Here is a 26,122-nt window from a genome sequence, read left to right on the forward strand (position 1 = left end):
CATGATCCGGCCCATCGTTCTCTGTGGCGGCAGTGGCACGCGGCTATGGCCGCTCTCGCGCAAGACGCTGCCCAAGCAGTTCGTTCCCCTGATCGACAACAAGAACCTGCTGGTTCTCACGCTGGAACGCCTGCGGCTTCTGAGCCCCGAGGTGACCTGCGTCGCGGCGGAAGAGCACCGCTTCCTGGTGCAGGAAAGCATCGAGGCCGCAGACGTGAGCGGCCAGCAGCTGCTCGAGCCGGTGGCTCGCAACACGGCAGCGGCCATGGCCGCGGTCGCCCTTCTGTCCGAGCCTGACCAGCTGCTGCTGTTCGCGCCGGCCGACCATCACATTCCCGACGCCGAGCGCTTCGTGGCAACGATCCGCAAGGGCGTGCCCGCCGCCCTCGCCGGCCATCTCGTGACCTTCGGCGTCGAGCCCAGCTTTCCGAGCACGGCCTACGGCTATATCCGGCAGGGTGAGCCTCTCGCGGCATCGCTGGGCGACGAGGCCGGCCACGCGGTGGCTGCCTTCGTCGAGAAGCCGGCCGCTGCGCATGCCGAGCAGTTGCTGCTCGCGGGCGGCCATCTCTGGAATGCAGGGATCCTGCTGGTCCAGGCCCGGGTACTGATCGCAGCGCTGCAGCAGCATGCGCCCGACATCCTCCAGAGTTGCCGCGAGGCCACTACAACCGTCGAAGTCGACGGCGACTTCCTGCGAATGGATGCCGCCGCCTTCGGCCGCTGCCGCAGCCAGAGCATCGACTACGCCGTGCTCGAGAAGTGCGAGAAGGTTGCCGTACTCCCGTTCCAGGGGCGCTGGAGTGATGTCGGGAGCTGGAACGCGGTGGCCGAGCTGCACGAGGCGGACGACAACGGCAACCGGATCAGCGGCCAGGGCTTCGCCATGGGCGCACACAACACCTTCATCTACGCACCGAACCGTCCCGTCGTCGCCCTGGGCACCAAGGACCTGCTGGTGGTGGACACGCCGGACGCGTTGCTGGTCGCGCACGCGGAGTTCGCTGAACAGGTCAAGGACGCGGTCGCGCTGCTGACCACCCACGGGCACAGCCAGGCCACGCGCCACCGCCGCATTCCGCGCCCCTGGGGCGCCTATGACAGCGTCGACGATGGCGACCGTTTCGCCGTCAAGCGCCTCACGGTCAAGCCCGGTGCGCGCCTGGCCCTGCGCATGCATCACCATCGCGCCGAGCACTGGGTGGTCGTGAAGGGCACGGCCCGGGTGCTGTGCAACGGCGAGATCTGCCTGGTCAAGGAAGATGAATCGATCTACATCCCCGTAGGGGCCAAGTACCGGCTCGAGAATGCGGGCAAGACAATGCTCGAGGTGATCGAAGTCCAGACCGGCGGCTATCTCGGCGAGGACGACATCGTCCGCTTCGATGACGCGCCCGCCGCCGTCCTCGGCAAAGACAAGAAACTGGCCTGAGCGCTCCTTTTTCCGGGCGTTCCGGTCCCCTCCAATCCTGCGCGAAGGTCGACATTCCATGAGCCAGTTTCAGAAGCGGATTTTCGTGGCGGGCCACCGCGGCATGGTCGGCAGCGCGATCGTCCGCTGCCTGGTCGAGCAGGGCTACAGCAACATCATCAGCCGCAGCCGTGCCGAGCTCGACCTGACCGACCAAGCCCAGGTGCGTGCCTTCTTCGCCGAAGAGAAGCCGCAGGAGGTGTACGTCGCCGCGGCCAAGGTGGGTGGCATCCATGCCAACAACAGCTATCCAGCCGAGTTCATCTACTCGAACCTGATGGTCGAGGCGAACGTGATCCACGAGGCGTGGCGCAACGGTGTGAGCAAGCTGCTCTTCCTCGGCTCGAGCTGCATCTACCCGCGGCTGGCGGCGCAGCCCATGGCCGAGGATGCGTTGCTGACCGGCAAGCTGGAGCCGACCAACGAACCCTATGCGATTGCCAAGATCGCGGGCATCAAGCTGTGCGAGAGCTACAACCGCCAGTACGGCTGCGACTTCCGCAGCGTGATGCCGACCAACCTCTACGGCCCGGGCGACAACTACCATCCGGAGAACAGCCACGTGCTGCCGGCAATGATCAGGCGCTTCCACGAAGCGAAGCTCGCCGACGCCCCCGCGGTGGTCATCTGGGGCACCGGCTCTCCGAAGCGTGAATTCCTCTATGTCGACGACATGGCTCGCGCCTGCGTGCACGTCATGGACCTGCCGCGCGAAACCTACGCGGCCTGTACCGAGGTCACCACCAGCCATATCAACGTCGGCACCGGTGAAGACCTGTCGATCGCCGAACTCGCCAGCCTGGTGAGCGATGTAGTGGGCTACCAGGGCGAGATCCGCTATGACACCGGCAAGCCGGACGGCGCGCCGCGAAAGCTGCTCGACATCTCGCGCATCCGCGAGCTCGGCTGGGCGCCCGAGGTATCCTTGCGCGACGGCGTGACACGCGCCTACGAAGACTTCCGCAGCGAAGAACTCGTTCCTTCCTGAGGAGTCCCCTGTCCTGTCCTGCATGAACGCTTCCTCGCTCTCCCTCATCCCGCCCGGCACGGGCGGCGTGCGAGACTACGCGTCCGTGGTCGGCCACCCGCTCCATGCCCCTTTGATGGAGTTGAAACACGACACCGACACCACCTCGCTCTCGGGCGACTTCGTGCTGCTGCACTTCAGCGGCTACGGCTTCGAGAAGCGCGGCATTCCCCTGTGGCTGGTCCGCCGGATCCGCAGCCTGCGCGCGCAGTTCAAGGCCGTCGGCGTGGTCTTCCACGAGCTCTTCGCGACTGGACCGCCGTGGGGCTCGGCCTTCTGGCTCAGCGGCATCCAGCGGCGCATTGCGCGCGAGCTGCTGCTCGAGTCCGACTTCTGGCTGACGAACCGCGAGGATGCCGCGCGCTGGCTGCTGGCGCAGTCGAAGGCTGCGCCGCACCGGGTGCTCCCCGTGTTCTCGAACGTGGGGGAACTCGACGCGATCGACACCGAGCGGCAGCGCAGGCTGGTCGTGTTCGGCAGCGCCGGCATCCGCGCCCAGGTCTACGACTGGTCCGACGGCGAGATCTTCCGCAGTGCGAAGCGCAACGGCCTGGAGATCCACGACATCGGCCCGGCCATGCCTGAAGGGCCGCTGGCGCAGCGCATGGTCCACGAAGGCGTGGTGATGCACGGCAAGCTGCCGGCCGAGCAGGTGAGCGCGGCCTTGGCCGGCGCGGACTACGGCGCGCTCGCCTATCCGCCGGACTATGTGTCGAAGAGCGGCATCTTCGCGGCCTACTGCGCGCACGCGGTCTGCCCCATCCTGCTGTCGAAGGACTACGGCGAGCATGACGGCCTGACCGCCAACGTCCACTATGTACGCGGCTTCGGCGCGCTCGACGCCACCATCGATGCTCGCAGCGTGGGCGGCGCGGCACACAGGTGGTACAAGCCGCATCGCGTCGACGCCCACGTGGCGGCACTGCGCACGCTCGCGAGCGAGGGACGACGATGAGCGCCGTCGCCCCTACCACCACCATGCAGGCGCCCAGCCGGGCTGTGTCGCTCAGCCGTGCGGGCAAGCTTTTCCTCGCCGTCTTCCTGATCGTCGTGTTCGAGGGCTCGGTCCGCAAATGGGTGTCGTCCGCGTCTACCCTGCCCTTGATTCTGCTGCGCGACATGCTGGCGCTGATGCTGGTGGTCTACGCCTGGCGGCACGGCCACCTGAGGCGGCACAGGAAGATCACCGCCGCCATGCTGGCCTGGACGTGCCTGGTGGTGGGCTGGGGACTGCTTCAGCTGGTCGCCGGCCAGAGCACGCCTGTCGTGTACGTGATCGGGCTGCGCTTCTGGCTGCTCTACATCTGGTTCGCGGTGGCCGCGGCGGCTGCGATGAACGAGGCGGACTACCGGGCCGCCATCAAGGCGGCCGCCTACGTCATGCTGCTGCTGGCGCCCCTGGCGGTGCTGCAGCACTACTCGCCGCCGGGCGCGCGCATCAACACCCAGATCGACGGCGATGAGGAAAGCGTCTTCGTCGCGGTGGTCGGGGTGGTCCGCACCACCGGGACCTTCAGCTTCACCTCGGGCTATGCCACCTACCTGACCATGGTGGCGCCCCTGGTGTTCGGCATCCTGGCCGCACGCAAGCGCAACCAGTTCCAGTTTCTGTTCGCGCTCGCGGTGTTCGGGGCCTTCGCCACCGGCGCGCTGGTGAGCGGATCCAGAACAGCGGCGATCACGTCGGCCGGGATGCTGGGAGCCTTCCTGGTCGGCCGCCTGCTTTTCTCGAAGACGCGCAACAAGGTGGGCGCGGCGGCCGCCGTCGTGGTGATCGGCTTGCTGACCGCCATCTTTGCCTATGTATTCCGCGACGCCATCGGCGTCACGCAGACGCGTTTCGAGCAGGCGTCGGCCGCGGAAGACTTTACCGAACGGGTGCTTACGGTGCTGTTCGGTGAGCCCTGGGTGCTCGACCTCGTCACCTGGCTCGGCTACGGCGTGGGCTTCGGCTCCAACCTCGCCACCTACGTGCGTACAGGCTCTGCCGATGTCTTCGCCCTCGCGGAAGCGGAAGGCGGCCGCATCCTGATGGAAGGCGGACTGCTGGGCTTCGCCTATATCGCGCTCAAGTACCTCGTGCTGGTTCTGGGCGTGATCCGCAGCCTGAAGATCTCGATCAGCACCAACTCCCCCTATCCGCTTCTCGTCTGGCTGACGACCGCGTTGGCGGTGGTCAGCTGGCCTGCCCTCGGGCAGCTGACCGCCAACGCCCTGCTCGGGCTCATGTTCGCCTACGCTCTCCTGCTATTCCGGTACCCGAGGCTCGAGATCTTCCCGCCGCGCGCCTCGCGATCGTGAGACTGCTGCATCTGGTCCCCTCCGTCGATCCCCAGGGCGGAGGCGTCATCGAGGGAGTGCGGCGCATCCACGACGCGCTGACGGCCCTGGGTCACAGTGGCGACGTGGTGAGCCTGGACAGCCCCGATGCCCCCTGCGTGCGCGACTATCCCGGCACGGTGGTCGCGACCGGCCCGTCGATCTCCAGCTACGGCTACAACGAGCGCCTGCTGCCCTGGCTCAAGGCACATGCCGGCGGCTATGACGCCGTCATCGTCAACGGGCTCTGGCAGTACGTGGGCCTTGCGGCCCGGCGCGCGCTGCACGGCTCGGGCACTCCCTACTTCGTGTACAGCCACGGCATGCTGGATCCGTGGTTCAAGCGCCGCTACCCGCTCAAGCACCTGAAGAAGTGGCTCTACTGGCCCTGGGGCGAGTACCGCGTGCTGCGCGACGCATCTGCCGTGGTCTTCACCTGCGAGGAGGAACGCCTGCTGGCTCGGCAGTCGTTCTGGCTCTATCGCTGCCGCGAGGTGGTGGGCTCCTACGGCACCAGCACGCCACCGCGGGATGCACAGCGCCTGTCGGAAGTCTTCCTCTCGTCCTTCCCCGAGCTGCGTAACAAGCGCCTTCTGCTCTTCCTCGGCCGCATCCACGAAAAGAAGGGCTGCGACCTGTTGATCGAGGCCTTCGCGCAGGTGGCGGGAAAGGCGCCCGATGTCCATCTCGTGATGGCGGGGCCCGGCGACGATGCCCTTACGCGGCAACTGCAAGCCCGCGCGCGGAGCCTGGACCTGGCCTCGCGCATCAGTTGGCCGGGCATGCTGTCGGGAGATCTCAAGTGGGGCGCTTTTCATGCGTGCGAAGTGTTCTGCCTCCCCTCTCACCAGGAAAACTTCGGTATTGCGGTGGTGGAGGCCATGGCCTGCAGCCGGCCGGTGCTGATCAGCGACAAGGTCAACATCTGGCGCGAGATCGATGCGGACCACGCCGGCTTCGTCGAGTCCGATACGCTGGAAGGCACGACTGCCCTGCTGCGGCGCTGGCTGGCCGCAACGCCGGCCGAGCTGGACGCGATGCGCGCCGCCGCGCTGCGCTCCTTCGAGCAGCGTTTCCGCATGGAGCAGGTGGCTTCGACGCTGGTCGACATCATCCGCACGCACGCTCCGCACCTCGGCTAAGGGCCAACGCCCCTTTGCACAGCGTCAACAGGCCCTCATGAAGCTGCTCGTCTACGGCATCAATTTCGCACCGGAGCTGACCGGCATCGGCAAGTACACCGGGGAGATGGTGGCCTGGCTCGTGGCGCACGGCCACGAAGTGCGGGTGGTGACGGCCCCGCCCTATTACCCCGACTGGGAAGTGCAGCCGGGCTACCACGCCGGGCGCTACATCCGACACGAATGGCAGGGTGCCCAGGTCTTTCGCGCGCCGTTGTGGGTGCCGCGCAAGGTGACCGGTGCGAAGCGGCTGCTGCATCTGGCAAGCTTTGCCGCCAGCAGCGTGCCGGCCCTGCTCACCCAATGGCACTGGAAGCCGGACGTGGTGTGGGTCACGGAGCCTCCGATGTTCTGCACGCCGGCGGCCCTGGCTTTCGCGCGCCTGCGCTCGGCCAAGTCCTGGTTGCATATCCAGGACTACGAGGTGGACGCCGCCTTCGAGCTCGGCCTGCTCAGGGGGGCGCGCACGCGCGCCTTCGTCGCGGCGGCCGAGCGCTGGCTGATGCGCCGCTTCGACCGCATTTCGACGATCTCGCAACGCATGCTCGAACGCGCGCGCAACAAGGGCACCGAGGACGCACGGCTGGTCTTGCTGCCCAACTGGGCGGACGTCTCGGGGATCCAGCCGCTGCAAGGCGTGAGCCCCTACCGCGCCGAGCTCGGCATTCGCCCCGACGCGGTGGTGGCGCTCTACTCGGGCAACATGGGCGCCAAGCAGGGCCTGGAGCTGTTGGCCGAAATGGCCTTGATGCTCAAGGACCAGCCCGGCCTGGAGTTCGTGTTCTGCGGCAACGGCGCCGGTCGCGCCGCGCTGATGAAGCGCTGCGAGTCGCTCGCCAATGTGCGCTTCCTCGACTTGCAGCCGGTCGAGCGGCTCGGCGACTTTCTTGGCCTGGCCGACATCCACCTGCTGCCCCAGCGTGCCGACGCAGCGGACCTGGTAATGCCCTCCAAGCTGACCGGCATGCTCAGCAGCGGCAGGCCGGTGGTCGCTGGTGCACGCCCCGAGACCGAGCTCGGCAAGGTGACGGCCGAATGCGGCATCGCCGTGCCGCCGGACGACGCCAGATCCTTCGCAGACGCCGTGCTGGCGCTGGCATCGCAGCCCGAACGCCGGCGCGAGCTGGGGCTCAAGGCGCGCGCGGTCGCCGAAGCGCGCTTCGATCGCGATGCCGTGCTGGCGCAGTTCGAGCGCGACCTGCTGGCCTGCGTTGCTAAGCGCTGAGAGGAACGCCCGCTCAAAAAAAACCGGGCCTCGGCCCGGTTCTTTTTTGCCTCACTGCTCTTCGGGCAGGATGCTCTCGTAGTTGTAGCTGGTGTAGCGGTACCGCCCGTACTTGTAGGGTGTGAAGGTGCGCCGGCCCAGGTCCATCGCGTTGAGCAGCACGCCTGTGGCGGCCTTGCCGCTCATGGAGAGGCGTCGCGTGCTTTCCTTGAGCTCGCCCATGGTCGACTGGTCGGCGCGCGCCACCAGCAGTACCGTGCCCACATGGGCCGCCACAGTGGACGTGTCGGCGGCCACCAGCACCGGCGGCGTGTCGATGACGACCAGGTCGTACTGCTCGGACAGGCGCTCCAACATGGTCTTGAACGAGTCCGACACCAGCAGTTCCGCCGGGTTCGGCGGCAGTTGGCCGGTGGCAAGGAAATCGAGGTTGGGCACGACCTGACGGTGCACGGTCTGCTGCACCGTCAGGCTGCCCGCGATCAGCTCGGACAGGCCGCCGTGGCGCTGCAGGCCGAAGTACTGGTGCGTGTGGCCGCGGCGCAGGTCGGCGTCGATCAGCAGCGTGCGCTTGCCTGCGGCGGCCATGAGGGCGGCAAAGTTGGCCGTCACGAAGCTCTTGCCGACGCCTGGCGTGGGGCCGCTGATCAGCACCCGGTTGTTGGGCGACTCCAGCATTGCGAATTGCATCGCGGTGCGCAGGCTGCGCAGACTCTCGACCGCCGGGTCGTCAGGGTTCTCGATCGCCAGCAGGCGCACGCCGGTCGCGCCGCTGAGCCGGCGCTTGGCTATGGCGGCCTGCGAGGGGCTCAGCGGAATTGTCGAGAACACGGGCAGGCCGGTGTCGGCTTCGACCTCGTGCGGATCGCGCAGCCGCTGCTCGACGAAGGAGCTGCGGATGAAGGCCGCGACGATGCCGAGGAACAGCCCCAGCGCCAGCGCCGCGGCGATGATCACCTTGCGGTTCGGCTTGACCGGCTGCGAGGGCACCACCGCCTCGTCGAGCACGCGCACGTTGCCGACCTTGCCTTCCTTCACCAGGCGCAGCTGCAGCGCATTGTTGAGCAGCGACTGGTACAGCTCGGTGTTCACCTTGACGTCGCGCTCCATGCGCACCGCTTCCTGCTGGATCGCCGGCAGGCCCTTGATGCGTTCCTGGATGCTGCCCATGTCGGACCTCAGCGCCGCGATCTGGCTGTCCAGGGTCTGCACCGCAGGATGGGCAGAAGTGAAACGCGACTCCAGCTCGCGCCGGCGCTGCTGGGCATCCAGCAGCTTGGTCTGCCGGTCGACCGACTGGCCCAGGATCAGCGCGGCTTCCTCGCTGAAGGCCACCGTCCCCTTCTGGTTGCGATAGCGGTTGTAGACCTCCTCCGAAGCCTCCAGCTGCTTCTTGAACAGGGGCAGCTGGACGTCGAGGAAGGCCAAGGTCTTCTGCGCTTCCGCGGCCTTGCGCTCGATGTTTTGCTTGACGTACTGGTCGCCCACGGCGTTGAGCACACGCGTCAGCTTGAAGGGATCGGTGTCCTGCAGCGATACGTTGACGATGCCCGAGTTCTTGCCGCGCTCCTGGAGGACAAGACTGGACTGCAATCCGATGGTGGTCGGAAGCTTTGCGTAGCGGTACAGGTTGAACAGCGCGCCCGGCTTGCCGGCCAGCTGGTCGATCTGCAGCGTGATCGGCCCCTCGGGCGTCTCGGCCTTCAGCATTGTGCCGACGGTGCCCTTGAGCTGCTGCATGCCTGGGTAGTCCAGCGTGTACTGGTTGTTCGCTGCGGCGGTCACGGTGAACAGGCCGCCTTCCATGATGGTCGGCACGTCGAACTGCGAGACGAGGATGCGCTCGGTACCGGACACATAGCCGTCGAGCCAGAGGAAGCCCGGGTCCGAAAGGCCGTTGGCGCGGCGCGCCAGCCAGCCGCCGATGTAGGGCACATAGCGGGGTCCGGAGGCGATGTAGAGCTTCGCGGCCTCCACCGCCTGGCCTGCGATCATGCGCGAGCGGATGATCTCGATCTCGGCGCTCGCCGGCGTCTTCACGTCCACCAGGCCTCCGGCTTCGGCCAGGATGCCCTTGCCCCCGGGCTCCGTGTCCTCGACCTGGATCACCATGTTGGACTCGTAGACCGGGCGCTCCAGGAAAGCATAGCTCGCGCCGATCACGAACACGACGAGGGTGATCGCCGCGATCAGCCACTTGTTCGAGATCAGGACGTCGATGTAGCGCCCGATGTCGAGGTCTTCCTCGTCCGCCGCGCTCGCCGGGGAGGGATTCGTCTTGGTAATGATTGAGGAAGTCATCAACTGGATACTCTTGAAATGCGTTGGGCCCACTGCCTGGCGCCGGATTCGATGAGCTGGAGCGAGTGCTCGAAGAGGCTGCGATCCTCCCGGTAAGGATCAGGCACGTCCTCGTCGCTGAACTCGCAAAGACGGAACACCTTGCCAGCAGCGAAGAGATAGCGCTCCTGGACCGCGCGGCGTTGCTCGCGGTCCATCACCAGGATCAGGTCGGCGCGCTGGCACATCTCGAGGCTGAGCTGCTGCGCCCGGTGCCCGCCGATATCGATGCCGCGCGCGTCCAGCAGCTCGCGCGCGGTGGGGTCCGCAGGCTTGCCGACCAGCGCCTGCAGGCCGGCCGAACCGACCTGCACGCCGGGCAGGTCGGCCGCCATCACGGCTTCGGCCATCGGGCTGCGGCAGATGTTGCCGGTGCACACGACGAGGACGTTCTGGATGGCCACTATCTGCCGCTCCCACCGGTGCTGCGCGAGCCCAGATCGCGATAGGAGGTCGCGGTCGTGGCGGTCGGAAGGATCAGGCTGAGCACGCGGTTCCACTGGACCAGCGGCACCGGGTCGACGTAGACCACGTCCTTGGGCCTGAGGGCGAAGCCGTCCGCCATCGCGATCGCCGTGGGGGTGCGGGCGTCCAGGTGGAAGATCGACAGGCCATCCGTCTCGTTGCGGATCACGTAGATCTGGCGCGGGTTGGCGGTACCGAGGTTGACGCCGCCGACTTCGGTCAGCGCGTCGTTCAGGCTGAGCCGGCCGTTGCGCATCACCACGCCTGTCTGCACGTTCACCTCACCCATGACGGTGACCTTGCGTTCATCGCGGCTGCGCACCATCACCAGGTCGCCCGACCGCAGCGGGATGCTGGTCGGCGCGATGCCTGCCTCGGCCATGGACATGAGGTCGAGCGTGACGGTCTTGCCATCGCGGGTCAGGGTCACGGCAGAGCGGTCCCCGTTCCCCGAGAACCCGCCCGCGCGGTTGATCGCTTCGGCCAGGGTCATGGGGATGTCAGTGAAGATCTGCAGGCCGGGCGTGCGGACTTCACCTTCGATGTAGGCACGCTTGCTGCGGAAGGCGTTCACGCGCACGCTCAGCTGCGGGCTCTTGAATACCCGGGACAGCCTGTTGATCAGCGTTTGCTCCAGGTCCTGGACCGTCATGCCTTCGGCCTTGATCTGGCCCACGTAGGGGAAGCTCATGTGGCCCGTGTTGGACACAATGAAGCCGGGCGCCGGCGACACGCTCGCCTGATCGGCCACGGTCGTCGCAGGGATTCCGCTGAACACGATTTCCGGATGGTCATAGACCACGATGCTCACCACATCGCCAGGACCGATCTTGTAAACCGGCGGCTCACCCACCAGCGCCCGTACTTCGGGGGGCACGTTGTTGCCGACAGCGGCGCGCTGCGCCCGGATCAGCTGGGGCGTGATCTCGGTGATCGCGCCCGGAGGTGGCGGATCGATCTCCGAGGTGGAAAAGCCCGAAGGCGAAACAGCCTGGGCACCGTCGTTGCCCGCCGAACGAAAGCCCGGGGCCAGTGGCGCACAAGCCTGTAACAGCAGCCCTGCCAAGGCGAACAAAGTGGCATGTAGTAGGAAACGTTTCAAACCCAACTCCGAGTCATGACCCTGAATGAATACTTTTGCAAACAGTTACGACTGTACATCAGCAAAGCGCCAGGCTCAAATTCTTTCTTGGCCTAGAGCGTTAGGCAGGGTAAACGGGTGTGGCGTCAGATGGGGTAAGCGAGCTCCTACACGGCGCAGTTTCAAGCGCTAATTAGGTCTTCAGCTATCAAAAAGATAGCGATACGGGACCAGTTCACCCCATTCAGGGGGTTTCGATCTGTGCAGCGCGCTTCCAGGCAGCAGAAGCCTGATTAGCGTCGTCGCGAGCTTCGGCGAGTTCTGCCAACGCTTGCCAAGCCCGGCGGTGCAAAACTGGATCTTGTAACGCCAGACCGGCATGCGTGAGCAGTTGTTGCGCCTTGCCCCAGAGCTGACGCTTCATGCACGCCATGCCGGCGAGATACTGCAGGTTGGCGTCCCGCGGATTGTTGCGCTGCGCCGATTCGATGCGTGCCAGCCAGTCGGCATCGACCGAATCGAGACCGGCCTCCAGCGCCCGCACCAGCTTCACGCGCAACGATTCGTGCAGGCTGCGAGGCTGCTCGATCATGCGCTCCCACACCGGCAGCAGCCAAGCGCGCGCGAGCGTGAGGTCGCCGCGCAGTGCGACCATGCGCTGCGCCGCATGGATCGCGACCTCGGGCATCTCGCGCTCCCCGCCCTCGAGCTCGCTCCAGGCCCGCAGGAGTTGGTTGGAGTCATGCGCGCCCGAGAGCAGCTCGGTCGCCAGGCCGCGCACGATGCTCTGCGCCGCGGCATCGGAGAAGGCGCGATGCTTGGCCAGCAGGCGCGCGGTCTCGAGCGCCTCCTGCGTGCGCCGGTCCTGGCGCGCCGCCTTGAGCCGCAGGCGCAGGGCCAGCGTGCGGCGCTGCGCACCCTGCGGAAGCTCCTCCAGCCGGGCCAGCGCAGCAGGCGCGTCGCGGTCGTCGAGCGCCCAGCGGGCTGCGCGCAACTGCACGCCTTCGCGGGTTTCGGGGCTGGCGAGCACGGCGCGGTCGGCGCTCTCGTTGAGCGCCTGCTGCAAGTGTGCATCGCGCGCGGCCCGGTCCTGCAGGGCCTGGGCGCTCTCCGCGGCGAGCAGGTGCGACAGCACGCGGATCTGCTGAGCCTGCGGCAGCCTTGCATCCAGCGCGGCCAAGGCCCGCTCCTGCGACAGCGCCGCCTGCGCCGCCTTGCGCGAGCGCGAGAAGCGGCCGGCCAGCTGTTGCGCGAGGGCGTCCAGCAGCGCCGCATGCAAGGAGCGCTCCTTCTGTTGCAGCCGCCATTGGCGTGCCTGCCGCGGCAGGGAGAACAGCGCAGACAGCGCACGCAAGGCCACGTGCAGAAGCCCGAAGGCCACCAGCAGGATCAGCAGCGTGAGGTTGAGTGAGAGGTCAACCCGCCACGGCGGCCAGAAAACGGTCACCGTGCCCTGGTTGTTGCCGGCGAACAGCGCCACCGCCGCCGCGATGCCGAACAAGGCCAGGAGCCACAGTGCTGCGCGCATGCCCGAAGCCTATCGCCCTGCCGCGGCCGTGGTGAGCGCGGCCAGCGTTTCGTCGATGCGCGGCGGTTCGCTGGTCTTGATCTGGGCCTGCAACTGCTGCAACAGCGTGGCAGCCGCCTGCACGCGGCGCGAGGCTGGATCGAAGTAGCGGTTGAGGGAGGCCGAAACCGTGGCCAGTTCATTGCGGGCCGTGTCGAACTGCCGGGACAGGAGGGCCAGGCGCGCGTTGAGCAGTTGGAGCTTCAGGTTCTCGCGCAGGAAGAAGGTCTGGTCGGGCGACAGCAGGACGGCCTCGGGGCGATCGATGCGCCCCACGCGCAGCAGCGCGCGCGCCTCGTTGCGCACCATCAGCAGTGCACGCTGCCACCACGGCGCATCGACCGGCATCGGCTCGGCCTGCCATGGGTTGAGACCAGCGCCGCGCGTGGCCACCGCGTTGAGAGGCGGCAGCTCGTCCACCATGCGCACCAGGTCGTCGAGCTTGCGCAGCGTCTCGCCGCTCTCGGCGGTGGCGCCGGCCTGCAGACGCCCGACATCGCGCTGCATCGCGCGCTGGAGGGGCGCCAGCCGCGGCTGGGCCGCGCGAGCGATGCGCAGGTCGCCGGCCTTGAGCGCGGCCAGCAGTGGCTGCACATTGCCCGTGACCTCCGCCTGCTGAAGCGCGAGGCGGACCGCGGCCTCGATGTCGACCACCAGGTTCTCGTCGCGCGAGCGCGACAGGCTCTGCATCAGCTCCTCGAGCTGCGAACGCTGCAGCGCCACCTCCGCCACCCGGGTCTCGTTGAGTGCCAGCCGCGCCGCCGTGTCTCGCACCGTCTCCTGCGCCTGGCGCGCCAGAGTGCGGGCCTCCATGGACTGCGCCATGGCGTCGGCGCTCTGCCGGGCCAGTTGCTCCTGCATCCCGCTGACCTTCTGCCAGAGAACCAGCACCGCCACCAGCGCCACCACCGCGGCCGCAGCCAGCAGTCCGAGCAGGATCTTCGAGAGCGTGGCTGCGGGAAGCGGCGCCGTCTGCAGGGGTGCCGGTACGCGCGCGCGCGCCGTCGGTTCCTGCAGGGGTTCGTTCAAGACGGAGGCGTCGCTCATGCGAAGGATTCTATCGACGCGACCAGCGCGCCCGGCGCCGGGGAAGAGACGCGCACCGCCCCGAATCCCGCGGCGCGCGCGGCTTCCGCGATGCGAGGGTGGGTGGCGACCGCACGCGCGGACGCCCACGCCGTGCCGGGCATCGCGGCGCGCAGACGAGCGATGGACTCCGCGCTGCTGAAGAGCCAGACCGCCTCGCCGCGCGCACCTTCCGCAGCCAGAGCGCGCGCGGCCTCGTCGAACGGAGCGGGGATGCGGCGATATGCGACGACGATGTCGCACGCACCGCCAGCCGCGACGATTTCGCGCGACAGCCAGGCGCGCCCGGCGGGCTGGCCCGCCGCATCGCCACCGCGCACGATCAGCACGCGTGCGCCCGGCCCCACCTGCGCATGCACCCCGGCCCACAGTGCCTCTGAATCGAACTGCCCGGCGTCCGCCGCCGGCGCGTCGATCGCCGAGGCCGGAACGCCGGCCTGCTGCAGCGCACGCACGGTGCCGGGGCCGGTGGCCCAGCAGCGTGAACGCAAGCCGGCAGCGATGGCGCCGGCACCGTCGAAGAAATGCTCGACAGCTGCCGCGCTCACGAACATCAGGGCGGCATAGTCGCCGAGGCGTTGCACCGCCGCCTGGAGATCTTTCCGATCAGCCACCGGGGCGATCCCGATCAGGGGCAGGGCCTGCGCGTCCAGGCCGGCGGCGCGCAAGGCGTCGACCCAGCGCGCCGCCTCGCGCGCGGGGCGCGTGACGATCACTCTGGAGGCAGGCATCTCATTCAGTGCGCGCCGGCCTCGCGCAGCAAACGGGCGGCCGCGTCGCCGAGCGCGACGGCCTGCGCAGGGTCGTCAACCTCGGCCTGCGCGTGGATGCGGACCAGCTGCGCCGCGCCGTCGGGATCGCCCCAGGCGGCATCGATGCGCAGGCGGTCGCCATCCTGCCAGCGCGCGTGGGCCGCCAGCGGCATCGAGCAACTGCCGCCCATGGCCCGGCTGACGGCGCGCTCGGCCGCAGTGGCGAGCTGATCGCGCAGACTGGCGAGCGGCGCCAGCAGCGATACCAGATCACTGCGATCGGCCCGCACCTCGACACCCAGCGCGCCCTGTCCCGCGGCCGGCAGCATGGCCTCGGGTTCGAAGACGGCGCGGATGCGCTGCTCCAGGCCCAGCCGCTTGAGGCCGGCGGCCGCCAGCACGATGGCGTCGTACTGCCCTTCGTCGAGCTTGCGTAGCCGCGTATCGAGGTTGCCGCGCAAGGGCTCGATGCGCAGGTCGGGCCGCAGCGCGCGCAGCAACACCACGCGCCGCAGACTGGAGGTGCCGACCACGGCACCCTGCGGCAGGGCCTCGAGCGACGGGTAACGCGGCGACACCAGCGCATCGCGCGGATCCTCGCGCGCCAGCACGCAGGCCAGCACGAAGCCTTCGGGCAGATCCATGGGCACGTCCTTGAGCGAGTGCACCGCGATGTCCGCACGGCCTTCTTCGAGCGCCAGCTCGAGTTCCTTCACGAACAGGCCCTTGCCGCCCACTTTGGAGAGCGAACGATCGAGGATCTGGTCGCCGCGGGTCGTCATGCCGAGCAGGCTGACCGCGTGACCTCGTTGCTGAAGCAGGGATTGCACATGCTCCGCCTGCCAGAGGGCCAGGCGACTCTCGCGCGTGGCGATCACGATGTTGGTCAATGAGGGGCCGTTTCCGTTGCTGTGGGGGACCTTGGGAATGCTAGCATTGTTGCATCGCAGCAACGCGGCGGCGACCCCGATCGAACGAGGAGATTTTCGAATGAAAAGCAGCCCTGCCCCTGCTTCCACCACAAAGCGCCGAGACAGCGACGAACAACCGCTGATCGACGACGTCCGCCTGCTCGGACGCATCCTCGGCGACGTGATCCGCGAGCAGGAGGGCGAGGAGGCCTTCGCGCTGGTGGAGAAAATCCGCACGCTGTCCGTCTCCTTCCGGCGTGATGCAGACCATGCAGCCGACCGCGCGCTCAAGAACCTCCTCAAGGGGCTGAGCGCGGCCGAGACGGTGCGCGTGATCCGGGCTTTCACCTACTTCAGCCACTTGGCGAATCTGGCCGAGGACCGGCACCAGATCCGCCGCCGCACCGAGACCGAGCGCAAGGGCGAGAGCGCCGCCGGCAGCCTGGAGATGGCGCTCGCGCGCATCCGGAAGGCGGGCATCACGCCGGCAGCGGTGGTGGAGTCGCTGGCGCACAGCTACGTGTCGCCGGTGCTCACTGCCCATCCGACCGAAGTGCAGCGCAAGAGCATTCTCGATGCCGAGCGTGCCATCGCGCAGCTGCTGACCGAGCGCGACGACATCAAGCTGCGCCAGCAGTGCTTCGCCGGCGCCAGGGACACACTGACGCCGATCGCCCTGGCGGAGAACGAGAGCCGCATGCGCGCGCGCGTGCTCCAGCTCTGGCAGACGCGGCTGCTGCGCTTCTCCAAGCTCACCGTGGCCGACGAGATCGAGAATGCGCTGAGCTACTACGAGGCCACCTTCCTGCGCGAGATCCCTCGCGTCTACGCCGTCCTGGAAAAGGCCCTGGGCCGCAACGACATCGCGCCTTTCCTGCGCATGGGCCAATGGATCGGCGGCGACCGCGACGGCAATCCCAACGTGACGGCCGAGAGCCTCGAGTACGCCATGCGCCGCCAGTCCGAGCTGGCGCTGCGCTACTACCTGACCGAGGTGCACTACCTCGGCGGTGAGCTGTCGTTGTCGGCCACGCTGGTGGACGTGTCGGTGGAGATGCAGGCGCTGGCAGAGCGCTCGCCCGACCACAGCGAGCACCGCCAGGACGAGCCCTACCGCCGGGCGCTCACCGGCATCTACTCGCGCCTGGCGGCGACGCTGCGCGAACTCAGCGGCGGCGAGGCGGCGCGCCATGCGGTCGCGCCCCAGAACCCCTATCCCGATGCCGTGGAGTTCCTGGCAGACCTGCGCACCATCGAGGAATCGCTGCTCGACAAGCATGGCGCGGGCCTGGTGAGCCAGCGCCTCGGGCCGCTGATCCGCGCAGTCGAGGTGTTCGGCTTCCATCTCGCGACGGTCGACCTGCGCCAGAGCTCCGACAAGCATGAGGCCGTGATCGCCGAGCTGCTGGCCACCGCGCGGATCGAGCCCGATTACGCGGCGATGGCCGAGGAAGCCAAGCAAACGCTGCTCCTGCGCCTGCTGGACGACGCGCGCCCGCTGCGCGTGCCCGACGCGGCCTACTCGCCGCTCACGCAGAGCGAGCTCGCGATCTTCGCGGCCGCGCGCAGTGCCCGCAAGCGCTACGGCGCGGCGGCGATCCGCCACTACATCATCAGCCACACCGAGACGGTGAGCGATCTGCTCGAGGCGCTCTTGCTGCAGAAGGAAGTCGGCCTGCTGCGCGGCACCCTGAGCAACGGCGCCCCCACGCTCGGCACTGGCGTGTCCTCGCTGCCACCCAAGGGGGCGCCCGCTGCCTCGGGGCGGCCCGGCGCTGCGCTCGGCTGCGCCACCTGCGACCTGATCGTCGTGCCCCTGTTCGAGACCATCGAGGACCTGCGCAATGCCGCGCCCATCGTGCGTGCCTTCTACGCCCTGCCCGGCATCCAGGCCCTGGTCGCGCGATCGGGCGCCGAGCAGGATGTGATGCTGGGCTACAGCGACAGCAACAAGGACGGCGGCATCTTCACCAGCAACTGGGAGCTCTACCGCGCCGGCACTGCGCTCGTGGCGCTGTTCGACGAGCTGAACAAGAAGGCCGGGACCGCCATCCGCCTGCGCATGTTTCACGGCCGCGGCGGCACGGTGGGGCGCGGAGGCGGCCCGAGCTACCAGGCCATCCTGGCGCAGCCGCCCGGCACGGTGCGCGGCCAGATCCGCCTGACCGAACAAGGCGAGGTGATCGGGTCCAAGTACGCCAATCGCGAGATCGGGCGGCGCAATCTCGAGACGCTGGTCGCCGCCACCCTGGAAGCCACGCTGCTGCCGTCGGCGAAGGCGGCGCCGGCGGCCTTCCTCGCCGCTGCCGACGAGCTGTCGGCAGCAAGCATGGCGGCGTACCGCGCACTGGTCTACGAGACACCCGGCTTCGGCGACTACTTCTTCAGCGCCACGCCGATCCGGGAGATCGCCGAGCTCAACATCGGTTCCCGGCCGGCCTCGCGCAATCCGAGCCGCCAGATCGAGGATCTGCGCGCCGTGCCCTGGAGCTTCAGCTGGGGGCAGTGCCGGCTCACGCTGCCCGGCTGGTACGGTTTCGGGTCGGCGATCGAACGGTTCCTGGCTGCTGCCGGCAGCGCGGCGGCGCGCAAGGAACGACAGGCCCTGCTGCAGCGCATGGTTGTGCAGTGGCCTTTCTTCAGCACCTTGCTTTCGAACATGGACATGGTGCTGGCCAAGAGCGACCTTGCCCTGGCCACGCGCTACGCCGAACTGGTGGAGGATCGCAAGTTGCGCCAGAAGGTGTTCTCGATGATCGAGGCCGAATGGCATCGCACGTCCGACGCGCTGGCGCTGATCACCGGCGCGAAGCAGCGGCTGGAAGGCAACGCCGAGATGCAGCGTTCAATCCGCCACCGCTTCCCCTATATCGATCCGCTGCACCATCTTCAGGTGGAACTGATGCGGCGCTGGCGCTCCGGCCAGCAGGACGACGAGCGCCTGCAGCGCGGCATCCACATGTCGATCAACGGCGTGGCGGCAGGCCTGCGGAACACGGGCTGATCGAGCTGAAATTGCCGGGGTCGCCGCACAATGGGCGATTGACATGGACAGCCTAGACCTTCTCAAGACCTTCCGCGAAGTCGCCGCCTACGGCAGCTTCTCCCGAGCGGCCACCCGCCTGGACATGTCCAAGGCCACCGTGAGCAAATATGTGGCCGAGCTCGAAAGCCGCTTCGGGGTGCGCCTGCTCAACCGCTCGACGCGCTCCGTCAGCCTCACCGACGCCGGGGCGCTGCTGCTCGAGCGCAGCAAGCCGGTGATGGAGATGGTGGAGCTCACCCAGGCCGAACTGCAGGAGCATGCGAGCCAGCCGCGAGGCCGGCTGCGCATCTCGGCGCCGCACGGCATGGGCCAGGGCGACCTGCCCAAGCTCCTGGCACAGTTCATGGGCTACTACCCCGAGGTCAGCCTGAGCCTGCACCTGAGCAACCGCCAGGTCGACATGGCCGAGGAAGCGGTTGACCTGGCGCTGCGTGCCGGTCCGATCGAGGACGACAACCTCATCGTGCGCAAGCTGACGCAGCTGAAGCTGGTGGTGTGCGCCTCGCCGCATTACTGGAAGAAGCGCGGCACACCGGCGCATCCGGCCGAGCTGGCGCAGCACGAGACGCTGACGCATTCCCGGCTCGGCATCCATCCGCAATGGCGCTTCGAGGTCGATGGCCAAGCGCTGGACGTGCCGGTCAAGAGCCGCATGGACGCCTCCGAGGCCGGGCCGCTGATCGAGGCGGCGCTCATGGGCTTCGGCGTTCTCTACCTGCCGGCCCTGCTGGTCCAGACCCACATGGACCATGGCGAACTGGTTCCGGTGCTGCGAGACTGCGTGCGCAACGACATGTGGTTGTCGGCCGCCTACCTGCAGCGGCGTCACAACAGCGCGGCCTTGCGCGCGCTGCTGGACTTCCTGCAAACCCGCTTCGAGCAGAAGTACTCCTTGGACAAGCGCCGGATGTCTTGACGGACTTCCGCGCCATGGGCCGGCGCTGCGCATCAGATCGACCGCGAATGCACCCGGCCGACGCGAGTCAAGCAGCACTCGAGCGATCACGTTGTCTAGAAAAGCGAGGCGGTGGTCGCAAGGGCGGCGGCGCGCGATTGCGCCACGGATCCTCTTTGCGCCGACGCCAGCAGTGCCTCCGGACTACCTGCCTTCACCAGCGCCCCCACGCGCACGCCCAACAGGCGCAGCGGCCGTCCCAGTGGCACGCGCTTGAGGCAACGTCCGGCAGCTTGCCGGATGGTTTTCGCGTCCGAGGTGAACTGCTCGATGGTCTGGTCGCGCGTCGCGATCTTGAAGTCGTCGTAGCGCAGCTTGATCCCGATCGTCTTGCCGACATAGCCTTTGCGTTGCAGATCTTCCGCCACCTTGCCGCAGAGGTGCGTGAAGATGGCGCCCAGCTCGGCCCGGTCGCGCACCGCATGCAAGTCACGCTCGAAGGTGGTCTCGCGGCTCATCGACACCGGCTCGCTCTCGGTCACCACCGGCCGCTCGTCGCGCCCCCACGCCACCTCGTGCATCCAGGCGCCGGTGGCCTTGCCGAAGTTCTGGATCAGCCAATCGCGGTCGCGGGCCGCGAGCTCGCCGATCGTGCGGATGCCGAAGCGCTGCAGCTTCTCGTCGGCCTTGGGCCCGATGCCGTTGACCTTCCGGCAGGGCAGTGGCCAGATGCGCGTCTGGAGGTCATGGCTATAGACCACCGAGACGCCATTCGGCTTGTCGAACTCGCTCGCCATCTTGGCCAACAGCTTGTTGGGCGCGACGCCGATCGAACAGGTGAGCCCGGTCGCCTCGAGAATGGAGCGCTGGATCAGGCGGGCCAACACACGTCCACCCTCCCGCTGACCGCCAGGCACCTCGGTGAAGTCGATGTACACCTCGTCCACGCCGCGGTCTTCCATCAGCGGTGCGATCTCGGTGATCACCTTCTTGAACATGCGCGAATAGCGGCGGTACTCGTCGAAATCGACCGGCAGGATGATGGCATGCGGGCACAGCTTCGCCGCCTTCATCAGCCCCATTGCGGAGCCGACACCGAAGGGCCGCGCGGGATAGGTCGCGGTGGTGATCACGCCGCGGCCCACATAGTCTCTGAGCAGCGGGAAGGCCGCGACCGGAATATCGGCCAGGGTGCTGCCTTCCGGCAGCTCGCGGATGGCTTCATCCACCTTGCGCCGGCCACCTCCGATCACGACCGGGAGCCCCTTGAGCTGCGGGTAGCGCAGTAGTTCCACTGAGGCATAGAACGCATCCATGTCGAGGTGGGCAATGCGGCGGATTGGAGCGGCGGTCACGCGCTGATTTTGAACGTTCGGGGACGGGCACTGGTGCGCTGGGGGCATCGATGCCATCATCGGCCCATGCAAATCGTAGCCACCATGTTCTGGCGCCGGCTCGACCTGCCCGGCCATGATGCCTGCCGCCTCGAGAAGCACGGCGACGGATGGCAGCTCGACGGCGCCGCCGTCTTTCGCGGCGAGAACGGCCAGCCCGCCCGTCTGGACTACCGCGTGCATTGCGACAAGGCGTGGCACGCGAAATGGGGACGTGTGCGCGGTTGGATCGGGAGCCTCCCGGTGGACTTCGCGATCGCGCGCGCCGCCAACGGCGAATGGTCGCTCAACGACCAGCGGGTGCCGGGCTTGGCCCATTGCACGGATTTGGACCTGGGCTTCACCCCCGCCACCAACCTGCTGCCTTTGCGCCGCCTAAACCTCCAGGTCGGTGAAAGCGCGGAGGCGCCGGCCGCCTGGCTGGACCTCGACAACGAAGACCTGAGCGCGCTGGCGCAGCACTACGAACGCCGCAGCGAGGCCGAGTACTGGTACCAATCCCCTCGCTTTGACTATGAGGGTCTGTTAGTCACGGTGCCGGAAGGTTTCGTCACGCACTACCCGACGCTTTGGCAGCCTGAGGGCTGAGGGCTGAGGGCTGAGGGCCCCACCGCCGGGTGTGGTCGTGGCGCGGACTAGCGGGCATGCTGCGCGGCGCTGGCACCCAGCGAAGGCGGTCGCGTCATGGCCGGAAGAGCTCCGGCAGATTCGTCTCGCCAGAGCGCAATGAAGATGTGCTCGCCGGCGGGCTCGGACTCGCAACGCGTGCTGGGTCCTACAGGCGGGCGGGGTTGGCGCCATCTCGCAGAGTACGTCGAAGAATGCAACCTTGGCCTTTAACTTTTCTAAGCGCATGGCTGACGCTGCAAGTCCTCGACCTGTGCCTCTCAATAACGGCCTCGTCTATGTGGATGCCGGCATGCCGGGGCTCACGCGTGTGCGGCATGGCAGCAGCTTTCGCTATCGGGATGCGAAGGGCCATTGGTTGCGTGACGTCGATGAGCTTTCCCGTATCAAGCAGTTGGCTATTCCACCGGCGTACACCGACGTCTGGATCTGTCCGCTGCCCAATGGCCATCTACAGGCCACAGGAATGGATGCGCGCGGCCGCAAGCAGTACCGCTACCACGCCGAATGGCGCCTGCTGAAGGATGAAACCAAGTTCGAACGACTGGAGCTGTTCGGGCGCGCGTTGCCGAAAATCCGCGCGCGCGTGGCGCGCGACCTTCGAGCAGGTGCGAGGGAGCCGTTGCCGGGACGCGCGACGGTGCTGGCAACGCTGGTGCGCCTGCTCGACATCACCTTCCTTCGGGTGGGCAACGAGGAATATGCCAGCAGCAACCGATCTTATGGCCTCACGACCTTGCGCAACCGGCACGTCGATGTGCGCGGCAGCTCGCTCAAGCTACGCTTTCGCGGCAAGAGCGGCGTGCTCCATGAGGCCCGAGTCGACGATCCCCGAGTAGCGCGCGTCATTCGGCGGTGCCAGCAGTTACCCGGCCAAGAGCTCTTCCAGTATCAGGGGCCCGAAGGCGAAGTACGTAACGTGTCCTCCTCTGACGTCAACGAGTACCTGAGAGAGGCGGCGGGAGACAATTTCACTGCGAAGGATTTCCGAACCTGGCATGGAACAGTGCAAGCACTTGAACTCACGCGCATTGCCTGCAGCGGTGAGTCGGAAGGCGTACGAGCCAGCTCACGCGTCAGCGCCAAGGAAATTCTCGGCGCGGTTGCCCGACAACTTGGCAACACCCCAGCGGTTTGCAAGAAGGCCTATATTCATCCGGCTGTGCTGACGCTCGGCGCCAAATTGTCTGCCGATTCCGGGGCAATGACCGAGATATGGAAGGAACTGGCAAACGCACCTCCAAGTGTGCGCCGGCTTCACTCTGCAGAGGCACGGTTGCTTGCGTTCCTGCGGCGGAGTCGTCTTGAGGCTCGGCGCGCCCAGAAGGCCTTGGCAGCGAATCAAGGCGGCCGCGCGAGTGCGTGAAGTATGTCGATGCTGGAGTGGTGTGGGAAGGGTGGTAGAGGGGCGCGTATAAAAGCAAAAAGCCCAACCATTGCTGGCTGGGCTTTTTGTGGCTGTAAGAGCCTGACGATGACCTACTTTCACACGGGAACCCGCACTATCATCGGCGCTGAGGCGTTTCACTGTCCTGTTCGGGATGGGAAGGAGTGGGACCACCTCGCTATGGTCATCAGGCATAAAGGGGTGCTGTCTTGGTGTTGAGGACAAGACGGCGAATTCATAGAGTTAAATCAGTTGTTATTTGACTGCGTCACTTGGCATAACACCTTGATCTGGGAGATCAAAGTTATAGGGTCAAGCCGCACGAGCAATTAGTATCGGTTAGCTTAACGCATTACTGCGCTTCCACACCCGACCTATCAACGTCCTGGTCTAGAACGACTCTTCAGGGGGCTCGAGGCCCCGGCAGATCTCATCTTGAAACGAGTTTCCCGCTTAGATGCTTTCAGCGGTTATCTCTTCCACACTTAGCTACTCGGCAATGCCACTGGCGTGACAACCGATACACCAGAGGTGTGTCCACTCCGGTCCTCTCGTACTAGGAGCAGGCTTCCTCAAATCTGCAGCGCCCACGGAAGATAGGGACCAAACTGTCTCACGACGTTTTAAACCCAGCTCACGTACCTCTTTAAATGGCGAACAGCCATACCCTTGGGACCGGCTACAGCCCCAGGATGAGATGAGCCGACATCGAGGTGCCAAACACCGCCGTCGATATGAACTCTTGGGCGGTATCAGCCTGTTATCCCCAGAGTACCTTTTATCCGTTGAGCGATGGCCCTTCCATACAGAACCACCGGATCACTATGTCCTGCTTTCGCATCTGCTCGACTTGTCAGTCTCGCAGTTAAGCACGCTTATGCCATTGCACTATCGTCACGATGTCCGACCGTAACTAGCGTACCTTCGAACTCCTCCGTTACGCTTTGGGAGGAGACCGCCCCAGTCAAACTGCCTACCATGCACTGTCCCCGATCCAGATGATGGACCTAGGTTAGAACCTCAAACACACCAGGGTGGTATTTCAACGTTGGCTCCATGCGATCTAGCGACCGCACTTCAAAGCCTCCCACCTATCCTACACAGATCTGTTCAAAGTCCAATACAAAGCTACAGTAAAGGTTCATGGGGTCTTTCCGTCTTTCCGCGGGGAGATTGCATCATCACAAACATTTCAACTTCGCTGAGTCTCAGGAGGAGACAGTGTGGCCATCGTTACGCCATTCGTGCAGGTCGGAACTTACCCGACAAGGAATTTCGCTACCTTAGGACCGTTATAGTTACGGCCGCCGTTTACTGGGACTTCAATCAAGAGCTTGCACCCCATCATTTAATCTTCCAGCACCGGGCAGGCGTCACACCCTATACGTCCACTTTCGTGTTTGCAGAGTGCTGTGTTTTTAATAAACAGTCGCAGCCACCGATTTTTTGCAACCCATTCATGCTCCGTTGTTCACTTCACACTAATAGGGCACACCTTCTTCCGAAGTTACGGTGTCAATTTGCCGAGTTCCTTCTCCTGAGTTCTCTCAAGCGCCTTAGAATACTCATCTCGCGCACCAGTGTCGGTTTGCGGTACGGTCGTGTGCAGCTGAAGCTTAGTGGCTTTTCCTGGAACCTCGTTCAGTCACTTCACCAGCAAGCTGGCTCGATCGTTGGCCTCGGTATATGTGCGCCGGATTTGCCTAACGCACGCCTACTTCCAACTAAACCGGGATATCCAACACCCGGATGACCTATTAAGATCCGTCCCCACATCGCACTACACATCGGTACAGGAATATTGACCTGTTTCCCATCAGCTACGCATCTCTGCCTCGCCTTAGGGGCCGACTCACTCTACGCCGATGAACGTTGCGTAGAAAACCTTGCGCTTACGGCGAGGGGGCTTTTCACCCCCTTTAACGCTACTCATGTCAGCATTCGCACTTCTGATACCTCCAGCACGCTTTACAACGCACCTTCACAGGCTTACAGAACGCTCTCCTACCACGCACAGTAAACTGTGCATCCGCAGCTTCGGTAACTGGCTTAGCCCCGTTACATCTTCCGCGCAGGACGACTCGATCAGTGAGCTATTACGCTTTCTTTAAATGATGGCTGCTTCTAAGCCAACATCCTGACTGTTTTAGCCTTCCCACTTCGTTTCCCACTTAGCCAATTTTAGGGACCTTAGCTGGCGGTCTGGGTTGTTTCCCTCTTGAGTCCGGACGTTAGCACCCGGTGCTCTGTCTCCCAAGCTGTACTCGTCGGTATTCGGAGTTTGCCTTGGTTTGGTAAGTCGCCATGACCCCCTAGCCAAAACAGTGCTCTACCCCCGACGGTAATACTTGAGGCACTACCTAAATAGTTTTCGGAGAGAACCAGCTATTTCCAAGTTTGTTTAGCCTTTCACCCCTATCCACAGCTCATCCGCTAGTTTTGCAACACTAGTCGGTTCGGACCTCCAGTACCTGTTACGGCACCTTCATCCTGGCCATGGATAGATCACTTGGTTTCGGGTCTACACCCAGCGACTAGACGCCCTATTCGGACTCGATTTCTCTACGGCTTCCCTATTCGGTTAACCTTGCCACTGAATGTAAGTCGCTGACCCATTATACAAAAGGTACGCCGTCACCCTTGCGGGCTCCGACTTTTTGTAAGCATGCGGTTTCAGGATCTATTTCACTCCCCTCCCGGGGTTCTTTTCGCCTTTCCCTCACGGTACTAGTTCACTATCGGTCGATGATGAGTATTTAGCCTTGGAGGATGGTCCCCCCATCTTCAGACAGGATTTCTCGTGTCCCGCCCTACTTTTCGTCAGCTCAGTACCACACAAGTCTTTTCACGTACGGGGCTATCACCCACTATGGCCGGCCTTTCCAAGCCGCTCCGTTAAGTCTTGTGCTATCACTAACAGGCTCTTCCGATTTCGCTCGCCACTACTTTCGGAATCTCGGTTGATGTCTTTTCCTCGAGCTACTGAGATGTTTCAGTTCACCCGGTTCGCCTCGTTATCCTATGTATTCAGATAACGATACCTTTCGGTGGGTTTCCCCATTCGGAAATCTCCGGATCAAAGCTAATTTGCCAGCTCCCCGAAGCTTATCGCAGGCTATCACGTCCTTCGTCGCCTATCATCGCCAAGGCATCCACCACATGCTCTTATTCACTTGACCCTATAACTTTGACGTTTCTTCACAGAAACCAAAGCCCATCAAGGAATATGCCAGGTCTTTCACCTGACGCGTTATGCCGTCTTCATTCGAATTGCTTCGAAGTGAAGTTCATTTGACGCAATCAAAATTCTTGTTGCTGATGGCACGGTCCGCACCAAACCTTTACGAA

The 26,122-nt window shown here is 65.4% G+C and carries 18 protein-coding genes and 2 rRNA genes; 10 read left to right on the forward strand and 10 right to left on the reverse strand.

Annotated elements, in window-relative coordinates; translation table 11 throughout:
* The first annotated feature begins 1 nt into the window (after position 1).
* The 6 genes from E5P3_RS23655 to E5P3_RS23680 are packed head-to-tail and all read left to right on the forward strand — an operon-like array spanning position 2 to position 7,223.
* Positions 2-1,432 carry a mannose-1-phosphate guanylyltransferase/mannose-6-phosphate isomerase gene (locus tag E5P3_RS23655; RefSeq protein WP_162588181.1) on the forward strand — a complete coding sequence of 477 codons (1,431 nt, stop codon included), beginning with the start codon at positions 2-4 and terminating at the stop codon, positions 1,430-1,432.
* A gap of 58 nt (positions 1,433-1,490) precedes the next feature.
* Positions 1,491-2,459: a GDP-L-fucose synthase gene (fcl, locus tag E5P3_RS23660; RefSeq protein ID WP_162588182.1), complete on the forward strand. Its 969-nt coding sequence runs from the start codon at positions 1,491-1,493 to the stop codon at positions 2,457-2,459.
* A gap of 22 nt (positions 2,460-2,481) precedes the next feature.
* On the forward strand, positions 2,482-3,453 hold the full coding sequence (locus E5P3_RS23665; protein ID WP_162588183.1) for a hypothetical protein: 972 nt from the start codon (positions 2,482-2,484) through the stop codon (positions 3,451-3,453).
* On the forward strand, positions 3,450-4,799 hold the full coding sequence (locus tag E5P3_RS23670; RefSeq protein ID WP_162588184.1) for a hypothetical protein: 1,350 nt from the start codon (positions 3,450-3,452) through the stop codon (positions 4,797-4,799). The genes E5P3_RS23665 and E5P3_RS23670 overlap by 4 nt, the downstream gene beginning before the upstream one ends.
* Complete coding sequence (locus E5P3_RS23675; RefSeq protein ID WP_162588185.1) at positions 4,796-5,959, forward strand: glycosyltransferase; 1,164 nt, start codon at positions 4,796-4,798, stop codon at positions 5,957-5,959. Before E5P3_RS23670 ends, E5P3_RS23675 begins: the two co-directional genes overlap by 4 nt.
* Positions 5,960-5,996: 37 nt before the next feature.
* Entirely contained in the window at positions 5,997-7,223 is a 1,227-nt protein-coding gene (locus E5P3_RS23680) for a glycosyltransferase WbuB (protein ID WP_162588186.1), read from the forward strand.
* Between the two features lie 51 nt (positions 7,224-7,274).
* On the opposite strand, the gene E5P3_RS23685 is transcribed toward E5P3_RS23680, so the two are convergent.
* The 7 genes from E5P3_RS23685 to hemC all read right to left on the reverse strand — a co-directional run bounded on the left by E5P3_RS23685 (position 7,275) and on the right by hemC (position 15,404).
* Positions 7,275-9,524: a polysaccharide biosynthesis tyrosine autokinase gene (locus tag E5P3_RS23685; protein WP_162588187.1), complete on the reverse strand. Its 2,250-nt coding sequence runs from the start codon at positions 9,522-9,524 to the stop codon at positions 7,275-7,277.
* A complete protein-coding gene (locus E5P3_RS23690) occupies positions 9,524-9,961 on the reverse strand; it encodes a low molecular weight protein-tyrosine-phosphatase (protein ID WP_162589831.1) in 438 nt (145 codons plus the stop codon). The genes E5P3_RS23685 and E5P3_RS23690 overlap by 1 nt, the downstream gene beginning before the upstream one ends.
* A gap of 5 nt (positions 9,962-9,966) precedes the next feature.
* The gene (locus E5P3_RS23695) at positions 9,967-11,136 is read right to left on the reverse strand and encodes a polysaccharide biosynthesis/export family protein (protein WP_162588188.1); all 1,170 of its coding nucleotides are present in this window, start codon (positions 11,134-11,136) and stop codon (positions 9,967-9,969) included.
* A gap of 217 nt (positions 11,137-11,353) precedes the next feature.
* Positions 11,354-12,637 carry a heme biosynthesis HemY N-terminal domain-containing protein gene (locus E5P3_RS23700; protein WP_162588189.1) on the reverse strand — a complete coding sequence of 428 codons (1,284 nt, stop codon included), beginning with the start codon at positions 12,635-12,637 and terminating at the stop codon, positions 11,354-11,356.
* 9 nt (positions 12,638-12,646) lie between these two features.
* Positions 12,647-13,723 (reverse strand): uroporphyrinogen-III C-methyltransferase, encoded by a 1,077-nt coding sequence (locus tag E5P3_RS23705; RefSeq protein ID WP_162588190.1) that lies wholly within the window; start codon positions 13,721-13,723, stop codon positions 12,647-12,649.
* Positions 13,720-14,493 carry a uroporphyrinogen-III synthase gene (locus E5P3_RS23710; protein ID WP_162588191.1) on the reverse strand — a complete coding sequence of 258 codons (774 nt, stop codon included), beginning with the start codon at positions 14,491-14,493 and terminating at the stop codon, positions 13,720-13,722. The genes E5P3_RS23705 and E5P3_RS23710 overlap by 4 nt, the downstream gene beginning before the upstream one ends.
* A gap of 5 nt (positions 14,494-14,498) precedes the next feature.
* Entirely contained in the window at positions 14,499-15,404 is a 906-nt protein-coding gene (hemC, locus tag E5P3_RS23715; protein ID WP_174263094.1) for a hydroxymethylbilane synthase, read from the reverse strand.
* A 100-nt stretch (positions 15,405-15,504) separates the two neighbouring features.
* Here hemC and ppc point away from each other — a divergent pair, with 100 nt between their 5' ends.
* Positions 15,505-18,429, forward strand: coding sequence for a phosphoenolpyruvate carboxylase (gene ppc, locus E5P3_RS23720; protein ID WP_162588192.1), 2,925 nt, complete (start codon positions 15,505-15,507; stop codon positions 18,427-18,429).
* 43 nt (positions 18,430-18,472) lie between these two features.
* Positions 18,473-19,387: a LysR family transcriptional regulator gene (locus E5P3_RS23725; protein ID WP_162588193.1), complete on the forward strand. Its 915-nt coding sequence runs from the start codon at positions 18,473-18,475 to the stop codon at positions 19,385-19,387.
* A gap of 95 nt (positions 19,388-19,482) precedes the next feature.
* On the opposite strand, the gene E5P3_RS23730 is transcribed toward E5P3_RS23725, so the two are convergent.
* A complete protein-coding gene (locus tag E5P3_RS23730; protein ID WP_443083263.1) occupies positions 19,483-20,769 on the reverse strand; it encodes a DNA polymerase Y family protein in 1,287 nt (428 codons plus the stop codon).
* Positions 20,770-20,787: 18 nt separating this feature from the next.
* Here E5P3_RS23730 and E5P3_RS23735 point away from each other — a divergent pair, with 18 nt between their 5' ends.
* Entirely contained in the window at positions 20,788-21,348 is a 561-nt protein-coding gene (locus tag E5P3_RS23735) for a putative glycolipid-binding domain-containing protein (RefSeq protein WP_162588195.1), read from the forward strand.
* Positions 21,349-21,613: 265 nt separating this feature from the next.
* The gene (locus tag E5P3_RS23740) at positions 21,614-22,753 is read left to right on the forward strand and encodes a DNA topoisomerase IB (protein ID WP_443083296.1); all 1,140 of its coding nucleotides are present in this window, start codon (positions 21,614-21,616) and stop codon (positions 22,751-22,753) included.
* Between the two features lie 100 nt (positions 22,754-22,853).
* Here E5P3_RS23740 and rrf read toward each other — a convergent pair.
* Positions 22,854-22,966 (reverse strand): 5S ribosomal RNA (rrf, locus tag E5P3_RS23745).
* Positions 22,967-23,082: 116 nt separating this feature from the next.
* Positions 23,083-25,953, reverse strand: a 23S ribosomal RNA gene (locus E5P3_RS23750).
* Between the last annotated feature and the right edge of the window lie 169 nt (positions 25,954-26,122).

The organism is Variovorax sp. RA8, from assembly GCF_901827175.1.
Taxonomy (GTDB): Bacteria; Pseudomonadota; Gammaproteobacteria; order Burkholderiales; family Burkholderiaceae_C; genus Variovorax.

What these genes read in the sequence shown, in the direction of transcription:
- E5P3_RS23655 (WP_162588181.1), top strand. Translation starts at nt 2, where the DNA reads ATGATCCGGCCCATCGTTCTCTGTGGCGGCAGTGGCACGCGGCTATGG.
- fcl (WP_162588182.1), top strand. Translation starts at nt 1,491, where the DNA reads ATGAGCCAGTTTCAGAAGCGGATTTTCGTGGCGGGCCACCGCGGCATG.
- E5P3_RS23665 (WP_162588183.1), top strand. Translation starts at nt 2,482, where the DNA reads ATGAACGCTTCCTCGCTCTCCCTCATCCCGCCCGGCACGGGCGGCGTG.
- E5P3_RS23670 (WP_162588184.1), top strand. Translation starts at nt 3,450, where the DNA reads ATGAGCGCCGTCGCCCCTACCACCACCATGCAGGCGCCCAGCCGGGCT.
- E5P3_RS23680 (WP_162588186.1), top strand. Translation starts at nt 5,997, where the DNA reads ATGAAGCTGCTCGTCTACGGCATCAATTTCGCACCGGAGCTGACCGGC.
- E5P3_RS23685 (WP_162588187.1), bottom strand. Translation starts at nt 9,524, where the DNA reads ATGACTTCCTCAATCATTACCAAGACGAATCCCTCCCCGGCGAGCGCG.
- E5P3_RS23700 (WP_162588189.1), bottom strand. Translation starts at nt 12,637, where the DNA reads ATGCGCGCAGCACTGTGGCTCCTGGCCTTGTTCGGCATCGCGGCGGCG.
- E5P3_RS23705 (WP_162588190.1), bottom strand. Translation starts at nt 13,723, where the DNA reads ATGAGCGACGCCTCCGTCTTGAACGAACCCCTGCAGGAACCGACGGCG.
- E5P3_RS23710 (WP_162588191.1), bottom strand. Translation starts at nt 14,493, where the DNA reads ATGCCTGCCTCCAGAGTGATCGTCACGCGCCCCGCGCGCGAGGCGGCG.
- ppc (WP_162588192.1), top strand. Translation starts at nt 15,505, where the DNA reads ATGAAAAGCAGCCCTGCCCCTGCTTCCACCACAAAGCGCCGAGACAGC.
- E5P3_RS23725 (WP_162588193.1), top strand. Translation starts at nt 18,473, where the DNA reads ATGGACAGCCTAGACCTTCTCAAGACCTTCCGCGAAGTCGCCGCCTAC.
- E5P3_RS23730 (WP_443083263.1), bottom strand. Translation starts at nt 20,769, where the DNA reads ATGCCCCCAGCGCACCAGTGCCCGTCCCCGAACGTTCAAAATCAGCGC.
- E5P3_RS23735 (WP_162588195.1), top strand. Translation starts at nt 20,788, where the DNA reads ATGCAAATCGTAGCCACCATGTTCTGGCGCCGGCTCGACCTGCCCGGC.
- E5P3_RS23740 (WP_443083296.1), top strand. Translation starts at nt 21,614, where the DNA reads ATGGCTGACGCTGCAAGTCCTCGACCTGTGCCTCTCAATAACGGCCTC.